The sequence below is a fragment of the Prevotellamassilia timonensis genome (assembly GCF_900106785.1).
In the GTDB taxonomy this organism is placed as follows: Bacteria; Bacteroidota; Bacteroidia; order Bacteroidales; family Bacteroidaceae; genus Alloprevotella; species Alloprevotella timonensis.
In genome coordinates, this window is record NZ_LT629845.1 from 1,118,131 (window position 1) to 1,138,451 (window position 20,321).

Here is a 20,321-nt window from a genome sequence, read left to right on the forward strand (position 1 = left end):
GCGGGACGCGTCGCCCCCATTAGTGTTTGCGTCTTAAATTAGGTTGACAGGTTAAAAAGCGAATGTGCTGATATGTTATCCTTGCTGCAGGTATACACCCTCTCTTCCCCTGAAAAGAATGCTCTTCCCAGATTCTGTTGGGTGTGAACGGTGCCACAGCATTGATAATCAATAGACTAACTTCCACTAATTGCCAATGCTTTTATGTCCTTTTTCAGTCTGTAGCATACCTACAGATGGGCATAAAGCCAGCAGTTCATGCTTCATTTGCTATGCTTTGATGCAGCAACTTCTCTCTACACAGACAAGCATCAGTCACTGATATGTTGGGCTTAGTTCTATCTCTATGTAAATTGTCACTGCGGCATCTGTTTATCATGTAATGCATTTCTATAACTCTTGGCAAGAGATATAGCCAAGCACAAATCTTGTTGAGGCACATTCATTTCAATCCGTTACAAAACGAAAACAGTCAAACAATCGTTGGTATAATGTTTGGCAATTATTACGATCAAAGTCAAAAATATATTAGGCCAAGAGCAGTCATTTCAAATATATTCACTACCTTTGCTCCATACAACTATATCTCTTGCCAAGAGATATTTCTTCTTCACCTGTTCACAACATAGCCAATATATTTGCATTTGTCTCATCTACCTCAGCCGTTTGAATAGAGCGCAAATATAAAAGCGCAAATTTCGCCAAGACTTGTCACGTGGCATCCATGACAAATTTGTTTATAGTTATTCGCTAACGCGAAAACATAAGGACAAAAGTCCATGCCCGTTTTTGCTCTTTTAAGGGCTGTTCGCCCTTGTACCGCTTACCGCGAAGACATAAGTACATAAGCTACATAAGTAACATAAGGCTGTCGCCGTGGTTTTTTACATAAGCTGAGGCAGGGCTGCCCGCCCTGCTTGTAAGAGACATAAGGCTGGCGCCGTGTCGTTGGTTCTTATGTAATTTGTAGTGATCACATAATGAAACACAATTAAAGAGTTCTCTTCATCAGGCGGCAACCCTTATGTATCTTACAGGCAGGGCGGCAAGCCCTGCCTCAACTTATGTAAAAAAACACGGCGCCAGCCTTATGTTACTTATGTAGCTTATGTTCTTATGTTCCCCGCGGTAAGCGGCACAAGGGCGAACAGCCCTTAAAGTACAGAACAAGACTCATTGCTCCCAATGTCCGATAAGACATGTTTTACCCTATCAGCCCGCTATGATTGATTTTGGTTACGCATTGACAAAGCCAAGAGATACTTCTTCTTCACTTGTTCACAACATAGCCAATATATTTGCATTAGTCTTATCCACTTCAGCCGTTTGAATGGAGCGCAAATATATTTGTGTTGTCCGTTCCGAATCATGTCCCAAAGCCTCGCTGATAACCGATATTGGCGCGTGGTTGTCGTGTGCAATAGTAGCCCACGAGTGGCGGGCGGTGTAAAAAGTAAGATTGCCTTGTATGCCAGCCATGCGCGCCACCCTTTTCAAGTAAAGCCCCATACGCATCTGTACACAATGGTATGTTTGTTCGGTTGGGTTGTTGTGCAATATGGGCAGCAGCCAGTCACACGTTTTTGTTTGCGCGGCATATTTCTCAACAATGCGTTGCATGGGCTGTTCCCACTTTATGCAGAGCTTCTGTCCCGTTTTGCTGCGCGTGTAGCGCAAATAGCCATTGCAAAGGTTGCTTTTGCGCAAATGCGCTAAATCGACGAATGACATACCACGCAAATAAAATGAAAGCATAAACAAGTCGCGCGCCAAATCGAGTTGGGGCCGTGCCGACAGGTCGGTTTGCTTAAGGGTCTTGATGATCACAATATCCATGGCCCGTTTGCGTGTTGTGTCATTGCCCGTATACACCCGTGCAAAGGGGTGGCACTGTCCGGTAATTCCACTGTCGACCGCACGGTTGTACACCGCACGCAATATGCGCATATAAAACGACGAGGTGTTGCGGCATATACCCTGGCGCTTCAACCATGCCTCGAAGGCTTGCACCACCAAGGCATCAAGCATATTGACGGGCATGTCGGCCCCACCCCTGAAACGCATAAAACTGCGTAATGCCGATTGATAGTTGCGCGCTGTGCAATGTTGTCCGTTCTGAACAAGGTGTTGTATGACACTCTGCATGAAAGTCATAAGGGTGTGACAAACGTGCAGCCTTCGGTACTCGTTCGCTACGACATCGGCCGTATAAGGCATGGCACAGACTTCATACCGCGATATAACATGGCTGAGCAAACGGTGTTCACCGTCGAGCATGGTTGTCACGTTGTCCAAATATTGCCGTCTGTCGTGCCCGCCCTTATCTGTCACTACACGTTGCTGCGCAGCCAACCACTCATGTGCATACACCCGATGTATGGTTGCAATTTGACGTGTCACACGCTGGTGGGTTATCTGAAAATACAATACGCCTTCTTTGCCCTTCACTGCCGAGGGACGGAACTTGATTTTTATACTTGTCATTAGTCTTTAAGTTATTGCTGTTTAGTTTAGATACTTAGCGGATAGTTATGCTTTTGCCCTTAACAGGCAGGGCGTTCAAAATAGACTTTTTAGCGAAACCGCTTTGGGGAATTCTATTCGTTGTTATGGCTGTTCGGTGAAAAGTAAACATGCGAACGGGCTCAAGCACCAAACGCAAGCACTAATGGGAGCGACGCGTCTCGCGTCGGGATAATTAAAAGGAAAGATACACTAAATAATAGCTGAATCTTTTCCCGACGCGGGACGCGTCGCCCCCATTAGTGCTTGCGTTTGGTGCTTGAGTCCGTTCGCATGTGTGCGCTTTACCATACGGCAATAAAAAGAATTTAGTTTTCACCTCTCACAAAGCCCACCAAAAAATTATATTGCGAATTGTCTGCACTCTGCACTTTTTGTATGCACCGCACTGATTATCAATACATTACGGAGTGTAGACAACCTCATTTTTTGTATACACGCTGTCTGCATTTGTCTGCACTTATCTACACTCGTCTGCACGCTGTATGCACTTGTCTGCACCCCCTTCATTACAAACCTCTGCACCTGGCTGCACGACGGTTATACCACCTACATAATTCGGTATAGGGGAAACGGATTTTTGATTAGAGCAACCGAAAAATCTGCCTCCCATTATTGTTCTAACCGCCCCCACACAGGCATTACGTCATGCTGCGGTGGCAGAGGAAAACAGAGGAAGAATTAGCGTGCAGACGAGTGTAGACGAGTGTAGATAAGTGCAGACAGCCGTGCAGATAAAAAACGAAGTTGTCTACACTACGTAACAGATTGATAATCAACGCAGTGCAGACAAATTGTGTAGAGTGCAGGTAAGTGCAGACAAGTGTAAACGAGTGCAGATAAGTGCAGACAAGTGTAGACGAGTGCAGATAAAAAATAAAGTTGTCTACACTACGTAACAGATTGATAATCAACGCAGTGCAGACAAATAGTGTAGAGTGTAGACAAATTGTGCAATTAAAAAATATTGCTGTCCGGGTGAAACTCCAAAGTATAAATAGAAGCTTGGGCACTTCACCAGACAGCAATAATAAAGGATATGATTTCCTTACTCCGTCAATGCGTCACCGCTAACGCGGAACCATAAAGGCAAAAGGACATAAGAACAAAAGTCCATGCCCGTATGTCTTGAAGCACTCTTGTTCTTATGTCCTTTTGTCCTTATGTCCCTATGTTTTCGCGTTAGCGAAGGTGCAAAAAAGTGATAAAGTCAGGAAAGATATTATCTCCCAACATCATGGCTTGCGCTTGCGCTCCAATGCCCACCAAGCATAAGCTATGTAGGCAAGCACAAAAGGTATGAGCAAGCTTACAACCGACATAACGCCAAGCGTGAACTGACTCGAACAACTGTTGGCCAGACATAACGACGACTGCGGACTGGTGAGCGATGGATAATAGGCCGTATTGTTCAACCCTGCCATCAGGAGCAACGCTAACACGACAAGCACTACACCCGGACCGGCATACCAAATGCCACAACGGCACGCTGCACGCCGAACGGACGACACAATGGCATACAGCACCAATGCCACACCTACAACAAAAAGCACAAACACCAAAGGCAGAGCTAAAAGGTTGTGCAGATATTTATAGGGCTCTGCTACAAACTGTTGGGTGGCGGGTTGATAAGTCAATCCCGACGCTGTGAGCAGAAACACCACGTAGGCCACAAACAGAAGTACGAACGGCACGGCATCGATTAGCAGTTGCCGGCGCAAACGTGTCTGCAACTGTGGTTGGTCGGTGCGGTTGAGCAGATATAATGCACCGAGCACACGTGCCAAAAAGAACACGGCAAGGCCGAGCACCCAATTCCAAGGCTGTGCCAAGGCTTCGAGTCCGTGCCAAGCACTGTCCCACTGGCTGATAACGGGTGAGGCATTGCTCAACAATGAAGCGGCCATGGCGTCGTGGCTCACACTAAATGCCGAACCTGTGAAGAAGGTTGACACTGCGGCCCCCAACACAAAGGGCCCTACAAAGCCGTTGAACACCAAGAAACAACGATAGGCTGTGGTGCCAAACAGGTTGTTGGGCTTGCCCTGATACTCGTAGGCTACGGCTTGCAGCACAAAGCTTACGAGCAACAATACCCACACCCAATAGGCTCCACCAAAACTGGTGCTGTAGAACAAGGGGAATGAGGCGAAGAAGGCACCGCCAAAGGTGACAAGGGTGGTGAATGGGCGCACCCGACAAACCCTGTGGAGTAGGCCGTGCAGATGCTAACCCAAAACTGTTGCTAAACGATACATGAAGAATGGTATGTCTATGACTCCTTTTACTTGTGCACGAAAGCATTTGATCTTTGAGTTCAACGATTCAGCTGAAGCGTTAGTCTTACGTCCGTCAAAGTAGTTCAGGATTTCATCCTCATAGAATCTGATGGTATCGCGTACGGACTTGATTTCACGCAGAGTGCAGGAAGCCACTTTCTCATACCACCCCTTGAAATTCTGTTTGGCAGTCTCCTTTGTGAGTTTCTTGTTTCTGAATATGGCTCTAAGGGAGTTGATCAGATTGTATGCTTCTTCAAGTTTTGGGTAGAGTGCGAAAAGTATCTTCGCACGCTTTTTCTGCGTTGCGCTCCACTTCTCTCGGCTCATGGACAATTGCTTGCGACATCGTGTCTGTGCCTCTACAAGAGTCTCGCCATTTTCAAGCCTTTTGGGTTCAAAGCGAGTGTTCAGCCTCATAGGCTTTCTTCCGCGCTTGCTCTTCTTCCAGTTCTTCCCATGCCTTTTCCTCATTCGCTCGCGGTAAGCCTTTCTCTGCGCTGCCAGATTTTCGAGGTATTTGCGAAACTCTGCCTTCTGTCTGTTCGCCTCCTTTACGGCTTTTCGTTTCAGGCGCAGGCGTATCTCTTCGCAGCCCTCTCCACCGCGTTTTACGACATGGAAGCAGTCACGTATGACTGTGGCTTTAGGGAATGCCTCTCGGGCTATGACACGCATGCAATCTGAGAGATCCATCGTGATATTCTCAACCATTTCACGCTTATCTGCAGGTAGTTGCATGAGAACCTTCAGTACGTCAGCAGGATTCGTTCCCTTGACTACTGCTATGATTGCACCCTTGCGACCATGGGCATCCTTGTTGTGAACGATAGTGTACAGTTCGCCCTGGAGGGAGGTCTCGTCTATGCCTTGCTCCTTACCTACGTTTTGCGGAATAAGAATCCACTTGGATGCGTGATCCTTCTGCTCCCACGTCTCGAAGTTACTCAGGGCGTCCTTGTATCTTTTGGCAAACGTGGAGCTGTTAATCATGTACGTATAACCAATCTGACGAGCGGTTATCGTCTCAGAGTCCATTCGCCCTCTTTAAAAAAAGCGCGAAGTCCTTCGCGTATCGAGTGCCCTTATGCTTCAGTTCAAACTCCTTGTCAAGGTCAACACTTCTTGTTGTGCCATCCGGCATTGTCCAACGCCTTCTTCGTATGTGAAGTACCGCCTTCTTGTCTCGGGCTGGATAGTCAAGTAAACATGATTCTTCCCCAAAACCATTGCTCACGGAATCCTTCATGTCTGGTGTGCGATTGTCGCGCTCATCCAGATAGATGTGAAGCTCTGTTGTGTAAAGAACATCCTTGTCCAGAGTACGCTGTGTTGCAAAGTCTGTCACCTCGAAATATTTAAGAACTCCTTCGGGGAGGAAATATGAGGCGAGGCCCTCATACATATTTTTATTGCCATTCTGATTCATAGTGCAAAGGTACTACTTTTGGGCAATCATGTATCGTTTGGCAACTCAGTTTTTGGGTTAGCATCTGCACAGCCCTCCACAGGGTTTGTCGGGTGCGCCANNNNGGCGCACCCGACAAACCCTGTGGAGTAGGCCGTGCAGATGCTAACCCAAAACTGTTGCTAAACGATACATGAAGAATGGTATGTCTATGACTCCTTTTACTTGTGCACGAAAGCATTTGATCTTTGAGTTCAACGATTCAGCTGAAGCGTTAGTCTTACGTCCGTCAAAGTAGTTCAGGATTTCATCCTCATAGAATCTGATGGTATCGCGTACGGACTTGATTTCACGCAGAGTGCAGGAAGCCACTTTCTCATACCACCCCTTGAAATTCTGTTTGGCAGTCTCCTTTGTGAGTTTCTTGTTTCTGAATATGGCTCTAAGGGAGTTGATCAGATTGTATGCTTCTTCAAGTTTTGGGTAGAGTGCGAAAAGTATCTTCGCACGCTTTTTCTGCGTTGCGCTCCACTTCTCTCGGCTCATGGACAATTGCTTGCGACATCGTGTCTGTGCCTCTACAAGAGTCTCGCCATTTTCAAGCCTTTTGGGTTCAAAGCGAGTGTTCAGCCTCATAGGCTTTCTTCCGCGCTTGCTCTTCTTCCAGTTCTTCCCATGCCTTTTCCTCATTCGCTCGCGGTAAGCCTTTCTCTGCGCTGCCAGATTTTCGAGGTATTTGCGAAACTCTGCCTTCTGTCTGTTCGCCTCCTTTACGGCTTTTCGTTTCAGGCGCAGGCGTATCTCTTCGCAGCCCTCTCCACCGCGTTTTACGACATGGAAGCAGTCACGTATGACTGTGGCTTTAGGGAATGCCTCTCGGGCTATGACACGCATGCAATCTGAGAGATCCATCGTGATATTCTCAACCATTTCACGCTTATCTGCAGGTAGTTGCATGAGAACCTTCAGTACGTCAGCAGGATTCGTTCCCTTGACTACTGCTATGATTGCACCCTTGCGACCATGGGCATCCTTGTTGTGAACGATAGTGTACAGTTCGCCCTGGAGGGAGGTCTCGTCTATGCCTTGCTCCTTACCTACGTTTTGCGGAATAAGAATCCACTTGGATGCGTGATCCTTCTGCTCCCACGTCTCGAAGTTACTCAGGGCGTCCTTGTATCTTTTGGCAAACGTGGAGCTGTTAATCATGTACGTATAACCAATCTGACGAGCGGTTATCGTCTCAGAGTCCATTCGCCCTCTTTAAAAAAAGCGCGAAGTCCTTCGCGTATCGAGTGCCCTTATGCTTCAGTTCAAACTCCTTGTCAAGGTCAACACTTCTTGTTGTGCCATCCGGCATTGTCCAACGCCTTCTTCGTATGTGAAGTACCGCCTTCTTGTCTCGGGCTGGATAGTCAAGTAAACATGATTCTTCCCCAAAACCATTGCTCACGGAATCCTTCATGTCTGGTGTGCGATTGTCGCGCTCATCCAGATAGATGTGAAGCTCTGTTGTGTAAAGAACATCCTTGTCCAGAGTACGCTGTGTTGCAAAGTCTGTCACCTCGAAATATTTAAGAACTCCTTCGGGGAGGAAATATGAGGCGAGGCCCTCATACATATTTTTATTGCCATTCTGATTCATAGTGCAAAGGTACTACTTTTGGGCAATCATGTATCGTTTGGCAACTCAGTTTTTGGGTTAGCATCTGCACAGCCCTCCACAGGGTTTGTCGGGTGCGCCGGTGAATGTCAGTTCCCACTTTCGACCGGTGATGGCTATTATTGTGCCGCGCTCGGTTTCGGTGTGCCCTATGCGGAATATCAGCGAGTTGGCTCCCTGCACAAACATAAGGAACACCAACAAGGCACCAAGCAGCGACACCAAGAACCACCAATACTGCTGAAGGAATGTGTATGATAACATATTGAGAAAGTATTTGATAGTTGATTGTTTTCTGGTTAACCCGTCAATCCTTTATTCCGATTTTTCGCCACTTATGGCCTTGCACATAATGCGCACTTCGGCCGCAAGCAGCAAGGTGAACAGTGCGACAAACATAAAGAATGTGGACATCACATTGGTTGTGGGCAACTGCGACACGGCCACGCCAACCGGCAGGAGGTCTTGTATGGCCCAAGGCTGGCGGCCTACCTCGGCTACTATCCAACCGGCCTGTCCGGCTACGTAGACCATGGGTACTGATGTCACTCCCAGCCAAAGCAGCCACTTGTGCTGCGGCAACGTGCCACAACAAGCCAACCAACCCGCCACGAGCAATATGGCGAACAGCAATGTGCCAAAACCAACCATCAAACGGAAGGCCCAATATATAATAGGTGTAGGCGGCACAAGTTCGGACTTGTCCTTGAGGTAGCCATAGCCCATATATTGCTGATGTGCCCTAAGGGTGTCGAGTGCCAATTTAGCAGCCTGCGGATTGTCGGCACGCAGCTGACGGTAGGCGGCAAAGGCATTGATAGCCTTTTGGCCACGTTGCATTTTTTCGTCGGCAGAAGGCTCCGATGTGCCATTGGGACGCTTGTAGCCGTTGAGCAAATCGTTGATGCCTGGCACATAACCATCTATGTTGTGCGTGGCAAGCACCGAAAGGGCTCCCGGCACCTCGATGCCTGGCACAATGCTGAAGGGAGCACGTTGACCACCTTGTTGCAAACCCTCAGCCGCAGCAAGTTTCATGGGTTGCTCACGTGCCATGGTCACACCGCTTTGGTCGCCCGTGCCAAGCACAATGAGGCCGGCCACTATACCCGTAAGGCTGGCCACCTTAATGGAACGCAAAGCCATATTGCGGTTGCGCTGCTTGATGAGGAACCAGCAGCTCACACCTATTACAAACACGGCACCTGTCAGCCAACCGCTCGACACGGTGTGCAAAAACTTGACTACTGCCGTGGGCGAGAGCGCCACAGCGGCAAAATCGTTCATTTCGTTGCGCACAGTGTCGGGATTGAATGCCATGCCAACGGGGTGCTGCATCCAGGCATTGGCCACCAATATCCACCAAGCGGAGATGGTGGCGCCCAAACCTGTCAACCATGTTGAAGCCAGATGAAATCCGCGGCTGACTTTGTCCCAACCAAAAAACATGACGGCTATGAATGTGGCCTCCATAAAGAATGCCACGATGCCCTCGATGGCCAATGGTGCGCCAAATATGTCGCCCACAAACCACGAGTAATTGCTCCAGTTTGTACCGAACTCAAACTCGAGTATCAATCCCGTGGCCACACCTATGGCAAAGTTTATGCCAAAGAGTTTCATCCAGAATTGGGCGGTACGACGCCAATGTTCGTCACGCTTGACATAATAGAGCGTCTCCATGATGCCCATTATCAATGCCAAACCTAAAGTTAACGGCACAAACAGCCAATGATAGCATGCTGTGAGTGCAAACTGTGCCCGTGCCCAATCAATGGCACCGGGGTCTAATGCTGTGAGTAGTGTCATGATAAATAGATGTTCGATTAATTAGGTGACGTTTCAGACACCTGATTTTGAGTTTTTAATTACGGGGTGACGGGGGTAACGGGTTGACGGGTAAGTTTGCCAAGACTTTTAGATTCTTAGCATTCTTACTTTAGCATAACCAGTCGTGTATAGCGAACTTACTTGTCAACCCGTTAACCAAGAATTCCGCCAACGAGTTGTTGTCATTTCTGTTGCAACTGCTGCCCTACCCTTTCGCTTTTTTCATCATTGCTGAGTCCTTGCATAGCCGGACGGAAAAAGCAGAAGCGCAGTACCACAAATATTACAAACAATTTGAGCACAATAATCAGCCACAAGGTGCGCCCCCATGTCATCTGCTTGAAGCCATTGTAATAGAATAGCCAGATGCCACTCAATATGTCTGCTAATTTGTTCATGCGGCAAATATATGTATTTGGTGTAATCATTACAAATACGAAACTTGTTTATTTGCACAAAGTATGCTGCATAACATACCTGCAGGGGGTAAATTGACGGACGAGTACGTTGGTGTAACACAGCCACATACCACCCGTTGTTCTGTTACCTACGGCTTGAGAATTTCTTTTCCTGACATACGTTGTTCTTTGCTATGGTGTATTTGTGGGCAAAATGTTGCAACATAACATAAAAGCACTTACCTTTGCTTTGGCTAGTTGGTACACTGAATTACTTAGCGTGTGTTCAAACTCAGCCGACGCATTACTACTAACAACTTTACTCAACTTTCGGATTTAGCAAGTGCGGGCTAAATTTGGAACTTTAACAACTTTACAACCATACATTATGAAGAACTATCGCATTGAAGCCATCATTCTGGCTATTGGCACCCTCATGTTGGGTGTGTTTATCTATTGGGGGCTTTCGGCCTTTGCTGCAAAAGACCGCGTGGTGGACGTGCGCGGACTGGCAGAGCGCGAGGTGAAGGCTGACAAGGTGATTTGGCCTATCACTTACAAGACCACAGGCAACGACCTGCAAACTATTTACACTGACTTGAATAACGTTAACGACCGCATTGCAATTTTCCTCACATCAAATGGGGTGGCCAAGACCGACATCAGTGTGGGGGCTCCCCAAATTGTAGACCTGCGCGCCGAGCGCTACGGCTCTGCCGACGACATCAAAACGCGCGACCGATACAATGTGACGAGCATCATTACGGTATCGTCGTCGCAGGTTGATGTGGTACGCAGTTTGATGTCGCGCATGGGCGAACTGCTGAAACAAGGCATTGCCATTTCGGCCAACGACTACGACACAAGGGTGCAGTATGAGTTTACGAGCCTCAACAAGATCAAGCCACAAATGATTGAGGAGGCTACTAAGAACGCACGCGAGGCTGCCGAAAAGTTTGCAAAGGATTCTGACAGCAAACTTGGCAAAATAAAGAATGCGTCACAAGGCTTGTTTACTATTGAAGACCGCGACCCAAGCACGCCTTACATCAAAAAGGTGCGCGTAGTTACATCTGTTGACTTCTTCCTGGAAAATTGATGAAGGGAGGATAGGGTTAAGGGGTTAGTGGGTTAAAAGGTTAGAAGGTTAAAAAGTCGCCCTCATGAGTAGACAAATAGCGGTATTCGTTTAACCCACTAACCTTCTAACCCACCCTAACCCACTAACCCAATCTCCATTATGCCTTGGCCATCTCAGCAAAAATGACGAACTTTGTATGACCAAGCAGGCGTTCAAGTTTATTTTATACTCAAGTTTCATAGAACTGCATGCTTAACCCGTTGACCTAATTCTTGGTTAACGGGTTAACGATTTGACAGGCTATTTTGTTTTCTGCGCTATGCCACAGACTACCCTGTTGCCGAGGTGGCGCCATTCTGAACAAAGCAACTGCATTTCGACAACACGCCTTTAATGTACACTCACCTAAACAAATATTTACTATGCGAAATTGGACAACTATTAAAGAGTACAAGGAGATATTGTTTGATGCCTACAACGGCATTGCACGCATTACCATTAACCGACCGCGCTACCGCAACGCCTTTACCCCACTGACTGTGGCCGAAATGGGCGATGCCCTGCGCTATTGCCGCGAGGCACAGGACATTTGCGTGGTGGTGCTGACCGGAGCTGGCGACAAGGCATTTTGCTCGGGTGGTGACATGCACGTGAAAGGACGCGGCGGCTATGTGGGCGGCGATGGTGTGCCCCGCCTCAATGTGCTTGATGTGCAAAAGCAAATTCGCTCGCTGCCAAAACCCGTCATTGCCATGGTTAACGGTTATGCCATTGGGGGCGGACACGTGCTGCACTTGATGTGCGACCTGACCATTGCCTCGGAAAATGCCATCTTTGGACAGACTGGCCCGAAGGTTGGCTCGTTTGATGCCGGATTTGGCGCATCGTATCTGGCACGCATCGTGGGACAGAAGAAGGCACGCGAAATATGGTTTATGTGCCGCCAATATACTGCCGCCGAAGCCGAACGCATGGGCATGGTGAACAAGGTTGTGCCTTTTGACAAACTCGAAGACGAGGTGGTGGAATGGGCTGAAACCATGATGGAACGCTCGCCATTGGCCTTGCGCATGATAAAGGCCGGACTGAATGCTGAACTTGACGGACAAGCGGGCATACAGGAGCTGGCTGGCGATGCCACTATGCTATATTATATGCTCGACGAAGCACAAGAGGGCGGACGTGCCTTTCTGGAAAAACGCAAGCCTGACTTTAAGAAATACCCCAAACTCCCTTAATAAGCAGGTATTCGACCTAAACTTCAAACACAGCACCATTTCCTATCAACGTAACACCCTGACAGATGCACTTCCTTCCTTTCAAACTGCGCATTGTTCCGCGCACACTGCAATTCAAGCAACCAGCCGGCACCTCACGCGGCATATATTACGACCGCAAGGTGTGGTACATCGTGCTAACCTCGACCGACCCGCAAATTCGCTTTACGGGGTTGGGCGAGTGCGCCCCACTCCATGACCTTAGTTGCGATTATGACGACAACTACGAACAACGGTTGCGCGAGGTGTGTGCCGAGGTGGAACGCACACAGAACCTGGACTCGAACAAATGGCGGCACCTGCCGTCTATGCTATTCGGACTGCAGACGGCATTCCGTTCGGCTGCGGGATCGTTGGCTGGAAACTACCTGAAACTGTACCCTTCGGACTTTACACAGGGCAAACGCGGCATACCTATCAACGGATTGGTGTGGATGGGCAGCTACGAGCAAATGTGCCAACGCATGGAGGAGAAACTTGACAAGGGGTTCCGCTGTGTGAAGCTTAAAATTGGGGCAATAGACTTTGAGAGCGAACTGGCACTGATACGTCAGTTGCGCTCGCGTTATAGCAAGGAGGTGGTGGAGCTGCGTGTTGACGCCAACGGTGGTTTTACACCTACCGACGCCCCCAAACGGCTTGAGGCTCTGGCACAATACGACATTCACAGCATAGAGCAGCCCATACGCCAAGGGCAATGGGACGAGATGGCCAAACTCTGCGCCAACACGCCACTGCCTGTTGCACTTGACGAGGAACTGATTGGGGTGAATGATTTTGAACAGAAGAATGCGCTGCTCGACACCATCAAGCCGCAATACATTGTGCTGAAACCTTCACTGCATGGTGCATTTACCGGTGCAGGCGAATGGATGTCGCTGGCACGCGACCGTGGCATTGGCTACTGGACGACTTCGGCCCTTGAGAGCAACGTGGGACTTAACGCTATAGCCCAATGGTGTGCAGCTATTGACGAGCATACAACCATGCCACAGGGGCTCGGCACCGGACAACTGTTTGTGGAGAACTTTGACAATGCCCCCCTGCACATTGAGGGTGACTGCATGTGGTATGGCTCTCCCCAGCAACGTGCCTTCATGAACGAGATTGAGCAGTATAAGGATATATGGAGGGAACCTGTGCCTACGGTAACGGTTCACACCTCGGGCAGCACGGGGCAACCTAAAGAGATGCAGGTGGAAAAAGTGCGCATGTGGGACAGCGCACTTACCACACTGCAAGCACTCGGCCTGCAAGAGGGCAATACGGCCCTGTTGTGCATGCCGCTACGCTACATAGCGGGACAAATGATGGTGGTACGAGCCATGGCTGGCGGATTGCAACTCATACCGGTGGCACCAACCTCGCACCCATACGCCCACTTGCACGAAGCACCTGACTTTGCAGCACTCACCCCCATGCAGGTGTACGAAACACTAAAAGTGCCCCACGAGCGCTCACTGCTGCGACGCACACTCTGCCTGATTATTGGCGGCGGAGCCATTTCGCCCGATATGGCCAAAGCGCTCCACAACTTTCCGCACCCCATATACAGCACATACGGCATGACCGAAACGCTGTCGCACATTGCGTTGCGCCGCATTAACGGCCCCACAGCCGATGATGCCTATACACCGCTCGAAGGGGTGGAAGTGTCGCTTTCAGACGAGGGCACCCTTTGCATTTACGCCCCCAAGGTGAATGCCGAACGACTTGTGACAAACGATGTGGCAGACCTTTTACCAGGTGGCAGATTTCGCATCCTGGGCCGACGCGACAATGTGGTTTGCTCGGGTGGCATAAAGCTGCAAATTGAAGATATTGAACGGAGACTGATGTCGCTCGGGGTAAACTTCCAAATTACCGCAGTGACTGACGAACGTTTGGGCGAAGCCATCACATTACTATACGAGGCCGAAACTGACATGGCGGACACACTCGACACGCTATGCCGCACACTGCTTGGCAAATACGAGGTGCCACGCCATTATATACGCGTAGAGAAACTGCCACGCACCGAAACGGGCAAACCGGCACGCAGTGAGGCACGCCGCATGGCTGAATTGAGGTGTCACTAAGTAATGGTGACAAACGGCTCTGGAGACTTGTTTTTACCCTCACGCACAGGGTTTGCAGCGCTCCGGCTTGAATATGTCGTTTTTTTGGTGTATTTTTGGACAATTTTTCAGCAAAAGATTACATACAATGTCAAAAGAAAAGCAGAATATCACGGGGCACTTGCGCGAATATCGCGATGACATTAAACAGGCCATTGACGTGATGAACAAAGGTGGTATCATACTCTACCCTACCGACACAATATGGGGCATCGGTTGTGATGCTACAAACGAGGAGGCCGTTAAACGTGTGTTTGAAATAAAGAAGCGCAATGACGCCAAGGCGCTCATTACATTGGTGGACTCTGAAGCGAAGATAGAGTTTTATGTGCGTGAAGTGCCCGATGTGGCCTGGCAACTAATGGAAGTGGCTACACGACCGCTGACGATCATTTATGACGGAGCACGCAACCTGGCCCCGAACCTGCTGGCCGAAGATGGCAGTGCCGGCATACGCGTGACACATGAGGAATTCAGCCAAAACCTGTGTATGCGAATGCGACGCGCCATTGTTTCGACTTCGGCCAACATCAGCGGTGAACCTTCACCCAAATGCTTTGCCGACATTGCACCCGAAATATTAGAAGCCGTGGATTACGTATGCACCTCGCGCCGCAACGAAACGCAGAACCCACCTGCTTCAAACATCATCAAGTTAGGAGTTGGTGGCGAAGTTAAGGTTATCAGATAAGGAGAAATGCGAACAGGCAAATTAACCGTTACGCGTTGGCAGATTTAGCAAACAGGTTAACAGGTTAACGGGTAAGTTTGCCAAGTTATTTAAGTTTCTCACTCAATTTTCGGATTTAGCAAGGACGGGCTAAATCCGAAACTTGAATAACATAATAAGTAGTATAAAGCATACTTACCCGTCAATCCATAAATATTACACAACAAATATGCAAACAGAGTCCACAGCCTTAAGCTATCAGGACAATATAGCGCACAACAATAGCACACGAGCTTACACCACAGTACAAGTTAACAGCAAGATGTGGCGTAAGTTGTCGGTGTGGATTGCCAAACACATGAGCCAAAAGCAGTTTATACTACTATTGGCTCTTTTAGTTGGTGTTGGAGCCGCAGTGGCCGCACAGGTGCTTAAATTTTTAATTCACGAAATTGAGCATATACTGACATCACAATTTGACGTAACACACGCCAACTGGCTGTTTTTGGTATACCCTATTGTGGGCATCTACCTTACAGCTCTCTTTATTAAATACATTGTACGTGACGACATTGGACATGGTGTGACAAAAATACTCTATGCCCTTTCGCGCAAACAAGGAAACATCAAGGGGCACAACTGCTGGTCGAGTGTTGTGGCCTCAGCCCTCACCATTGGTTTTGGTGGTTCGGTCGGTGCCGAGTCGCCTATTGTGCTGACGGGGTCGGCCATAGGCAGCCGCTTGGGACAATTCTTCAACCTCGACCACAAAACCATGATGCTGCTCATAGGTTGTGGCGCATCGGGCGCTGTGGCAGGTATTTTCAAAGCACCTATTGCAGGACTGATGTTTACACTGGAGGTGCTGATGGTAGACCTTACCATGGCATCGCTGCTGCCCCTGTTGGTAAGTTGCCTTACTGCCACCTGCATCACCTATGCCTGGACGGGTATCAGCCCTATGTTCAATTTCGAACTGATGGAGCCTTTCGCAGTCAACCGCGTACCGACATCGGTTATGCTTGGCATTTTCTGTGGATTTATCTCGCTTTATTTCACGCGTGTCATGAACTCGTTTGAGCAAGTGTTTGGAAGGCTGAACAACATGTACGCCAAACTGGCACTTGGTGGCACAGTGCTGGCCATACTCATCTATTTCTTTCCGCCACTCTATGGCGAAGGTTATAGCACCATATCAATGCTATTGGGCAATCAGACTGGCGCACAGGCCGACGGAGTGCTCAACAACTCATTGTTCTACGGTCACCCCGAATACCTGCTTGTATACCTTGGTCTGATTATTATGTTCAAGGTATTTGCCACGACGGCCACCAATGGCGGTGGCGGTTGCGGTGGTACGTTTGCGCCCAGTTTGTTCCTTGGTTGCATAGGTGGATTTGTTTTTTCAAGACTTTGGAATGAATATGGCTTTTGGCAGGTAACTGTGCCCGAAACGAACTACGCCCTTTTGGGCATGGCGGGTGTGATGAGCGGTGTGTTTCATGCCCCACTGACAGGCGTGTTCCTCATTGCCGAGCTCACTGGCGGTTACCAACTGTTTATTCCGCTCATGATTGTGTCTGTGGCATCGTACCTCACCATCAACGCCTTTGAAAAGCACAGCATCTATGCCATGCGTTTGGCTCGTAAGGGCGAATTGCTCACCCACCACAAGGACCGCTCGGTGCTGACGCTGATGTCGCTCGACGCCATCATTGACAAGGAGCGTCCCTTGCTGCACCCCGATATGTATTTAGGGCAAATTGTGCAGGCGGTGTCAACCAGCAAGTCGCTGCACTTTGCTGTGGTTGACATGAAGGGCGGCATGCTGGGCGTAATCAATGTAAACAAAATCAGGAAAATCATATTCCGCAGCGAACTTTACCGCATGTACAAGGCCACACAGTTGATGCGACAGCCTGAAATGGTGCTACGCACTGACGACAATATGCAGACGGTTATGGACAAATTTGCACATTGCGATGCGGGTACTCTGCCCGTGCTCAAACCAGACGGCACCTTTGTAGGATTTGTATCGCGCACCAGACTTTATGCTTCATACCGGCAAATTATGAAAGATTTCTCTGAAGAATAAAACACCCCCTACTTGACATGGAACTATACGGTTTGCTTGGCTACCCGCTCGGCCATAGCTTTTCAGCACGCTATTTTGCTGACAAATTTGAGCGCGAACACATCGACGCTGTTTATCACAACTTTGAATATGCCAATGTAGACGAAGCTATGGCTTTTTTGCTACATCAGGACAATCTGAAGGGCTTTAACGTGACAATACCCTACAAGCAGGCTGTTATGCCTTACTTGAAAGGGCTGTCGGTTGAGGCCGAAGCCATAGGTGCCGTCAATGTGGTGTGCGTAAAGCATGGGGCAAATGGCACAGAATTGTATGGCTGCAACTCAGACGTGATTGGGTTCTGCCGTTCTATTAATCCTTTGCTGCGTCCCGATGTACACAAACGGGCACTGGTGCTTGGCACAGGAGGAGCCTCGAAAGCTGTGAAGTACGGACTGGAGAAGCTCGGCATCACACCCACCTATGTCAGCCGTAAGCCAGCCGAAGGCAGGCTGACATACAATGACCTTACGCCCGAGGTCATGCAGCAGCACACGGTTATTGTCAACTGCTCACCCGTTGGCATGTATCCTCACACGGACGAAGCACCGTCCATTCCCTATCAGCTGCTCACTGCAGACCACCTGCTCTACGACCTTGTATACAATCCGCTCGAAACCCGCTTTATGCAACTCGGTGCCGCACAAGGAGCCACTGTAAAGAATGGATTAGAAATGCTGCACCTGCAAGCCGATGCTGCATGGGATATGTGGCACGAATGTGATTAAGAGTGATTCTAACAATTCTGTTTTGTAGTTCTGCTATTCTGAAATGTGATTTGCACGCTCTCGAATAGGTGTTTCTGAAAGTTTGTTCGGTCACATGACCCGAACCTGACAGTTGGGTAGTTAAGTTATCTTATATTGTCACAAAAGGTGACTTCTCGTTTGTTAGGCAACGAGAGAATTACTATTTTTACCAGCCCTAAAAGGCTACTCATGATGACATGTATGCTTTTGTCTTTGTTTTAATGCGTACGATGCACCATCATGAGTAGCCTTAACTCTTTCATTTACTTACTTTTCTAAATACCTTTTTTACACATGAGACAGACAAGATTACTTTTATTATTCACACTTTGCCTGTTATCTATCTTCGCAGGGTGGGCCCAAAACAATGTGGCTCCGATGACCGCCGGCAAGGTGTTTGTCAAAATTGGCGACACCGAAGCTACCGCCCCCGTAAAATTAACCAACTATGGCAAAAGCGAAGTGAAGAGCATTGAATATACGCTCTGCTATATGGACACCCAGAACTGCGATGGGCCATTCAAAATGGACTTTGACACGCCACTTGCCGACGGTGAGACACGACTTGTAAATATTCCTATAAAAGCCGGCAGCACGTATGGCATGGTGGACGTGCTCTTTCACATAACCTCTGTCAACAACAGCTACAACGAGACATCGGTACCCTTCACCTACATTACACGTTGCACCGTGAACAAGCTTCCACACAAGCGCGTGCTTTTGGAGGATTATACCGCACTGTGGTGCCAATGGTGTCCCGTTGGTATGGTCGCTACCGAGGCACTTGTGCGCGAGCACCCCGATGATGCCGTGGCCATTGCCATACACAAAGGCGACAAACTCGCCTCTGCTACAGCTTACCAAAACGGCATGCTTACGGACTACGCGCCAACTCTGCCTTCCCTATGGTGTGCACGAAAAAACAAGATTGCGGGATACGACGGCACGAGCATGTTTGAAAATGAGAAGTCAGAAGTAACCTATATGAACATTGATGTGGAAGCCTGTTGGGACGAGACAGGCAACGACATCAACGTAACCACCAAGGTAGAACCCTGCATGACACCTGACGCAGGAAACACCTACGCAATAGGCTATGTGCTAACAGCCAGCGGACTGAAAAATGACAAATGGTTGCAACAAGCCAACTATAGCGACTACATGAGCGACAACTACAAAGATGCGCCTCCTGAAATGGATTTCTTCCGCGACCCGTCCAACTACGTAGGAGACAATTATTACGTAAAAGGCTACACTTTCAATCATGTGGCCATCGAATCGCAAGGCATACGCTACGGCATAGCCAACTCACTGACTGGTGATTTCGTACCAAACGAAATTAAGACGCACGCCACCACATTCAACAACATCAATCAATACAACTTAATTCAAGACCGCAACAAACTGGAGGTAGTGGCCATACTGTTCGACACAAAGAACGACAGAATTGAGAACGTGGCAAAATGCCACATCACTGTGCCCGAACAAGAGTTCACGATGAACTTTGACGTGTGCGACTGGGCTACGCTCTACACCGACCGTCCTTATATTGTGCCACAAGGCGTGGCCACCTATCAAATAAATGCACAAGGTGATGTTGAAATGGTGACCGACGGCACCGGAGCTAATGTGAGCATTGCCGCCAACACCCCCATGCTGCTGAAGGGGCAAAAAGGCAACACCTACACCTTTAAGTACACCGACACCAGCAACACGATTGTCAACACGGCACTACGTGGCTCTATTCAAGACGAGCACACCACTACCGGCAACACCGCCCTTACTGACAACGATGTGTATTACTACAAACTGGTATACGATGACAGCCGCGCCCAAGCAGGCTTTTATTGGGCTGAAGAAAATGGTGCGCCCTTTGACAACAAAGCTGGCAAATGCTATCTTGTACTGCCCCGCAAAACCGTAAACGCAGCCCGCTTGCAAGGATTTGAACTTGACGATGCTACTGTTACAAGCATCAAGCAAATTGGCACTACCACCTCTGCAACACGCCACACATTTGAAGTGAACGGTCGCAAGGTTCAGAATGCCACAACACCAGGCTTGTACATCGTTAACGGCAAAAAGACCGCCATAAAGTAAGACAGGCACACATAAGAACAACCATCTCACTACACACCTATATTAACGCGTTGACGGAATTAGTAAACAAGTTGACAAGTTAACGGGTTATA

Annotated in this window: 15 protein-coding genes and 1 pseudogene; 7 read left to right on the plus strand and 9 right to left on the minus strand. The window is 48.7% G+C overall.

Features of this window, described 5'->3' with window-relative positions; genetic code table 11:
- Positions 1 to 1,278: 1,278 nt before the first annotated feature.
- The 9 genes and pseudogenes from BQ5453_RS13180 to BQ5453_RS13220 form a co-directional block, all read right to left on the minus strand.
- Entirely contained in the window at positions 1,279 to 2,484 is a 1,206-nt protein-coding gene (locus BQ5453_RS13180) for a tyrosine-type recombinase/integrase (protein WP_071123535.1), read from the minus strand.
- 1,274 nt (positions 2,485 to 3,758) lie between these two features.
- Complete coding sequence (locus BQ5453_RS13185; RefSeq protein WP_071123536.1) at positions 3,759 to 4,718, minus strand: cytochrome d ubiquinol oxidase subunit II; 960 nt, start codon at positions 4,716 to 4,718, stop codon at positions 3,759 to 3,761.
- A gap of 33 nt (positions 4,719 to 4,751) precedes the next feature.
- On the minus strand, positions 4,752 to 5,795 hold the full coding sequence (locus BQ5453_RS13190) for a transposase (protein ID WP_074027632.1): 1,044 nt from the start codon (positions 5,793 to 5,795) through the stop codon (positions 4,752 to 4,754).
- A 34-nt stretch (positions 5,796 to 5,829) separates the two neighbouring features.
- Positions 5,830 to 6,207, minus strand: coding sequence for an ISAon1 family transposase N-terminal region protein (locus BQ5453_RS13195; RefSeq protein WP_143033257.1), 378 nt, complete (start codon positions 6,205 to 6,207; stop codon positions 5,830 to 5,832).
- A gap of 168 nt (positions 6,208 to 6,375) precedes the next feature.
- The gene (locus BQ5453_RS13200) at positions 6,376 to 7,419 is read right to left on the minus strand and encodes a transposase (RefSeq protein ID WP_074027632.1); all 1,044 of its coding nucleotides are present in this window, start codon (positions 7,417 to 7,419) and stop codon (positions 6,376 to 6,378) included.
- A 34-nt stretch (positions 7,420 to 7,453) separates the two neighbouring features.
- A complete protein-coding gene (locus BQ5453_RS13205; RefSeq protein ID WP_143033257.1) occupies positions 7,454 to 7,831 on the minus strand; it encodes an ISAon1 family transposase N-terminal region protein in 378 nt (125 codons plus the stop codon).
- Between the two features lie 123 nt (positions 7,832 to 7,954).
- Positions 7,955 to 8,137: pseudogene (locus BQ5453_RS13210) on the minus strand (cytochrome d ubiquinol oxidase subunit II); the annotation flags it as partial.
- A 51-nt stretch (positions 8,138 to 8,188) separates the two neighbouring features.
- Complete coding sequence (locus BQ5453_RS13215) at positions 8,189 to 9,682, minus strand: cytochrome ubiquinol oxidase subunit I (RefSeq protein ID WP_071123538.1); 1,494 nt, start codon at positions 9,680 to 9,682, stop codon at positions 8,189 to 8,191.
- 203 nt (positions 9,683 to 9,885) lie between these two features.
- On the minus strand, positions 9,886 to 10,101 hold the full coding sequence (locus BQ5453_RS13220) for a DUF4492 domain-containing protein (RefSeq protein WP_071123539.1): 216 nt from the start codon (positions 10,099 to 10,101) through the stop codon (positions 9,886 to 9,888).
- A 388-nt stretch (positions 10,102 to 10,489) separates the two neighbouring features.
- Between BQ5453_RS13220 and BQ5453_RS13225 the strand changes: the two genes are divergently transcribed.
- From BQ5453_RS13225 to BQ5453_RS13255, 7 genes are all read left to right on the plus strand, one after another.
- Complete coding sequence (locus tag BQ5453_RS13225) at positions 10,490 to 11,200, plus strand: SIMPL domain-containing protein (protein ID WP_071123540.1); 711 nt, start codon at positions 10,490 to 10,492, stop codon at positions 11,198 to 11,200.
- A 404-nt stretch (positions 11,201 to 11,604) separates the two neighbouring features.
- Entirely contained in the window at positions 11,605 to 12,420 is an 816-nt protein-coding gene (gene menB, locus BQ5453_RS13230) for a 1,4-dihydroxy-2-naphthoyl-CoA synthase (RefSeq protein WP_022103201.1), read from the plus strand.
- Positions 12,421 to 12,485: 65 nt separating this feature from the next.
- The gene (locus BQ5453_RS13235; protein WP_071123541.1) at positions 12,486 to 14,537 is read left to right on the plus strand and encodes an enolase C-terminal domain-like protein; all 2,052 of its coding nucleotides are present in this window, start codon (positions 12,486 to 12,488) and stop codon (positions 14,535 to 14,537) included.
- 127 nt (positions 14,538 to 14,664) lie between these two features.
- On the plus strand, positions 14,665 to 15,267 hold the full coding sequence (locus BQ5453_RS13240; protein WP_022103199.1) for an L-threonylcarbamoyladenylate synthase: 603 nt from the start codon (positions 14,665 to 14,667) through the stop codon (positions 15,265 to 15,267).
- Positions 15,268 to 15,568: 301 nt separating this feature from the next.
- Positions 15,569 to 17,341 carry a chloride channel protein gene (locus tag BQ5453_RS13245; RefSeq protein ID WP_071123677.1) on the plus strand — a complete coding sequence of 591 codons (1,773 nt, stop codon included), beginning with the start codon at positions 15,569 to 15,571 and terminating at the stop codon, positions 17,339 to 17,341.
- 17 nt (positions 17,342 to 17,358) lie between these two features.
- Positions 17,359 to 18,108, plus strand: coding sequence for a shikimate dehydrogenase family protein (locus BQ5453_RS13250; protein ID WP_071123542.1), 750 nt, complete (start codon positions 17,359 to 17,361; stop codon positions 18,106 to 18,108).
- Between the two features lie 315 nt (positions 18,109 to 18,423).
- Positions 18,424 to 20,229, plus strand: coding sequence for a hypothetical protein (locus BQ5453_RS13255; RefSeq protein WP_143033418.1), 1,806 nt, complete (start codon positions 18,424 to 18,426; stop codon positions 20,227 to 20,229).
- The last annotated feature ends 92 nt before the right edge of the window (positions 20,230 to 20,321 follow it).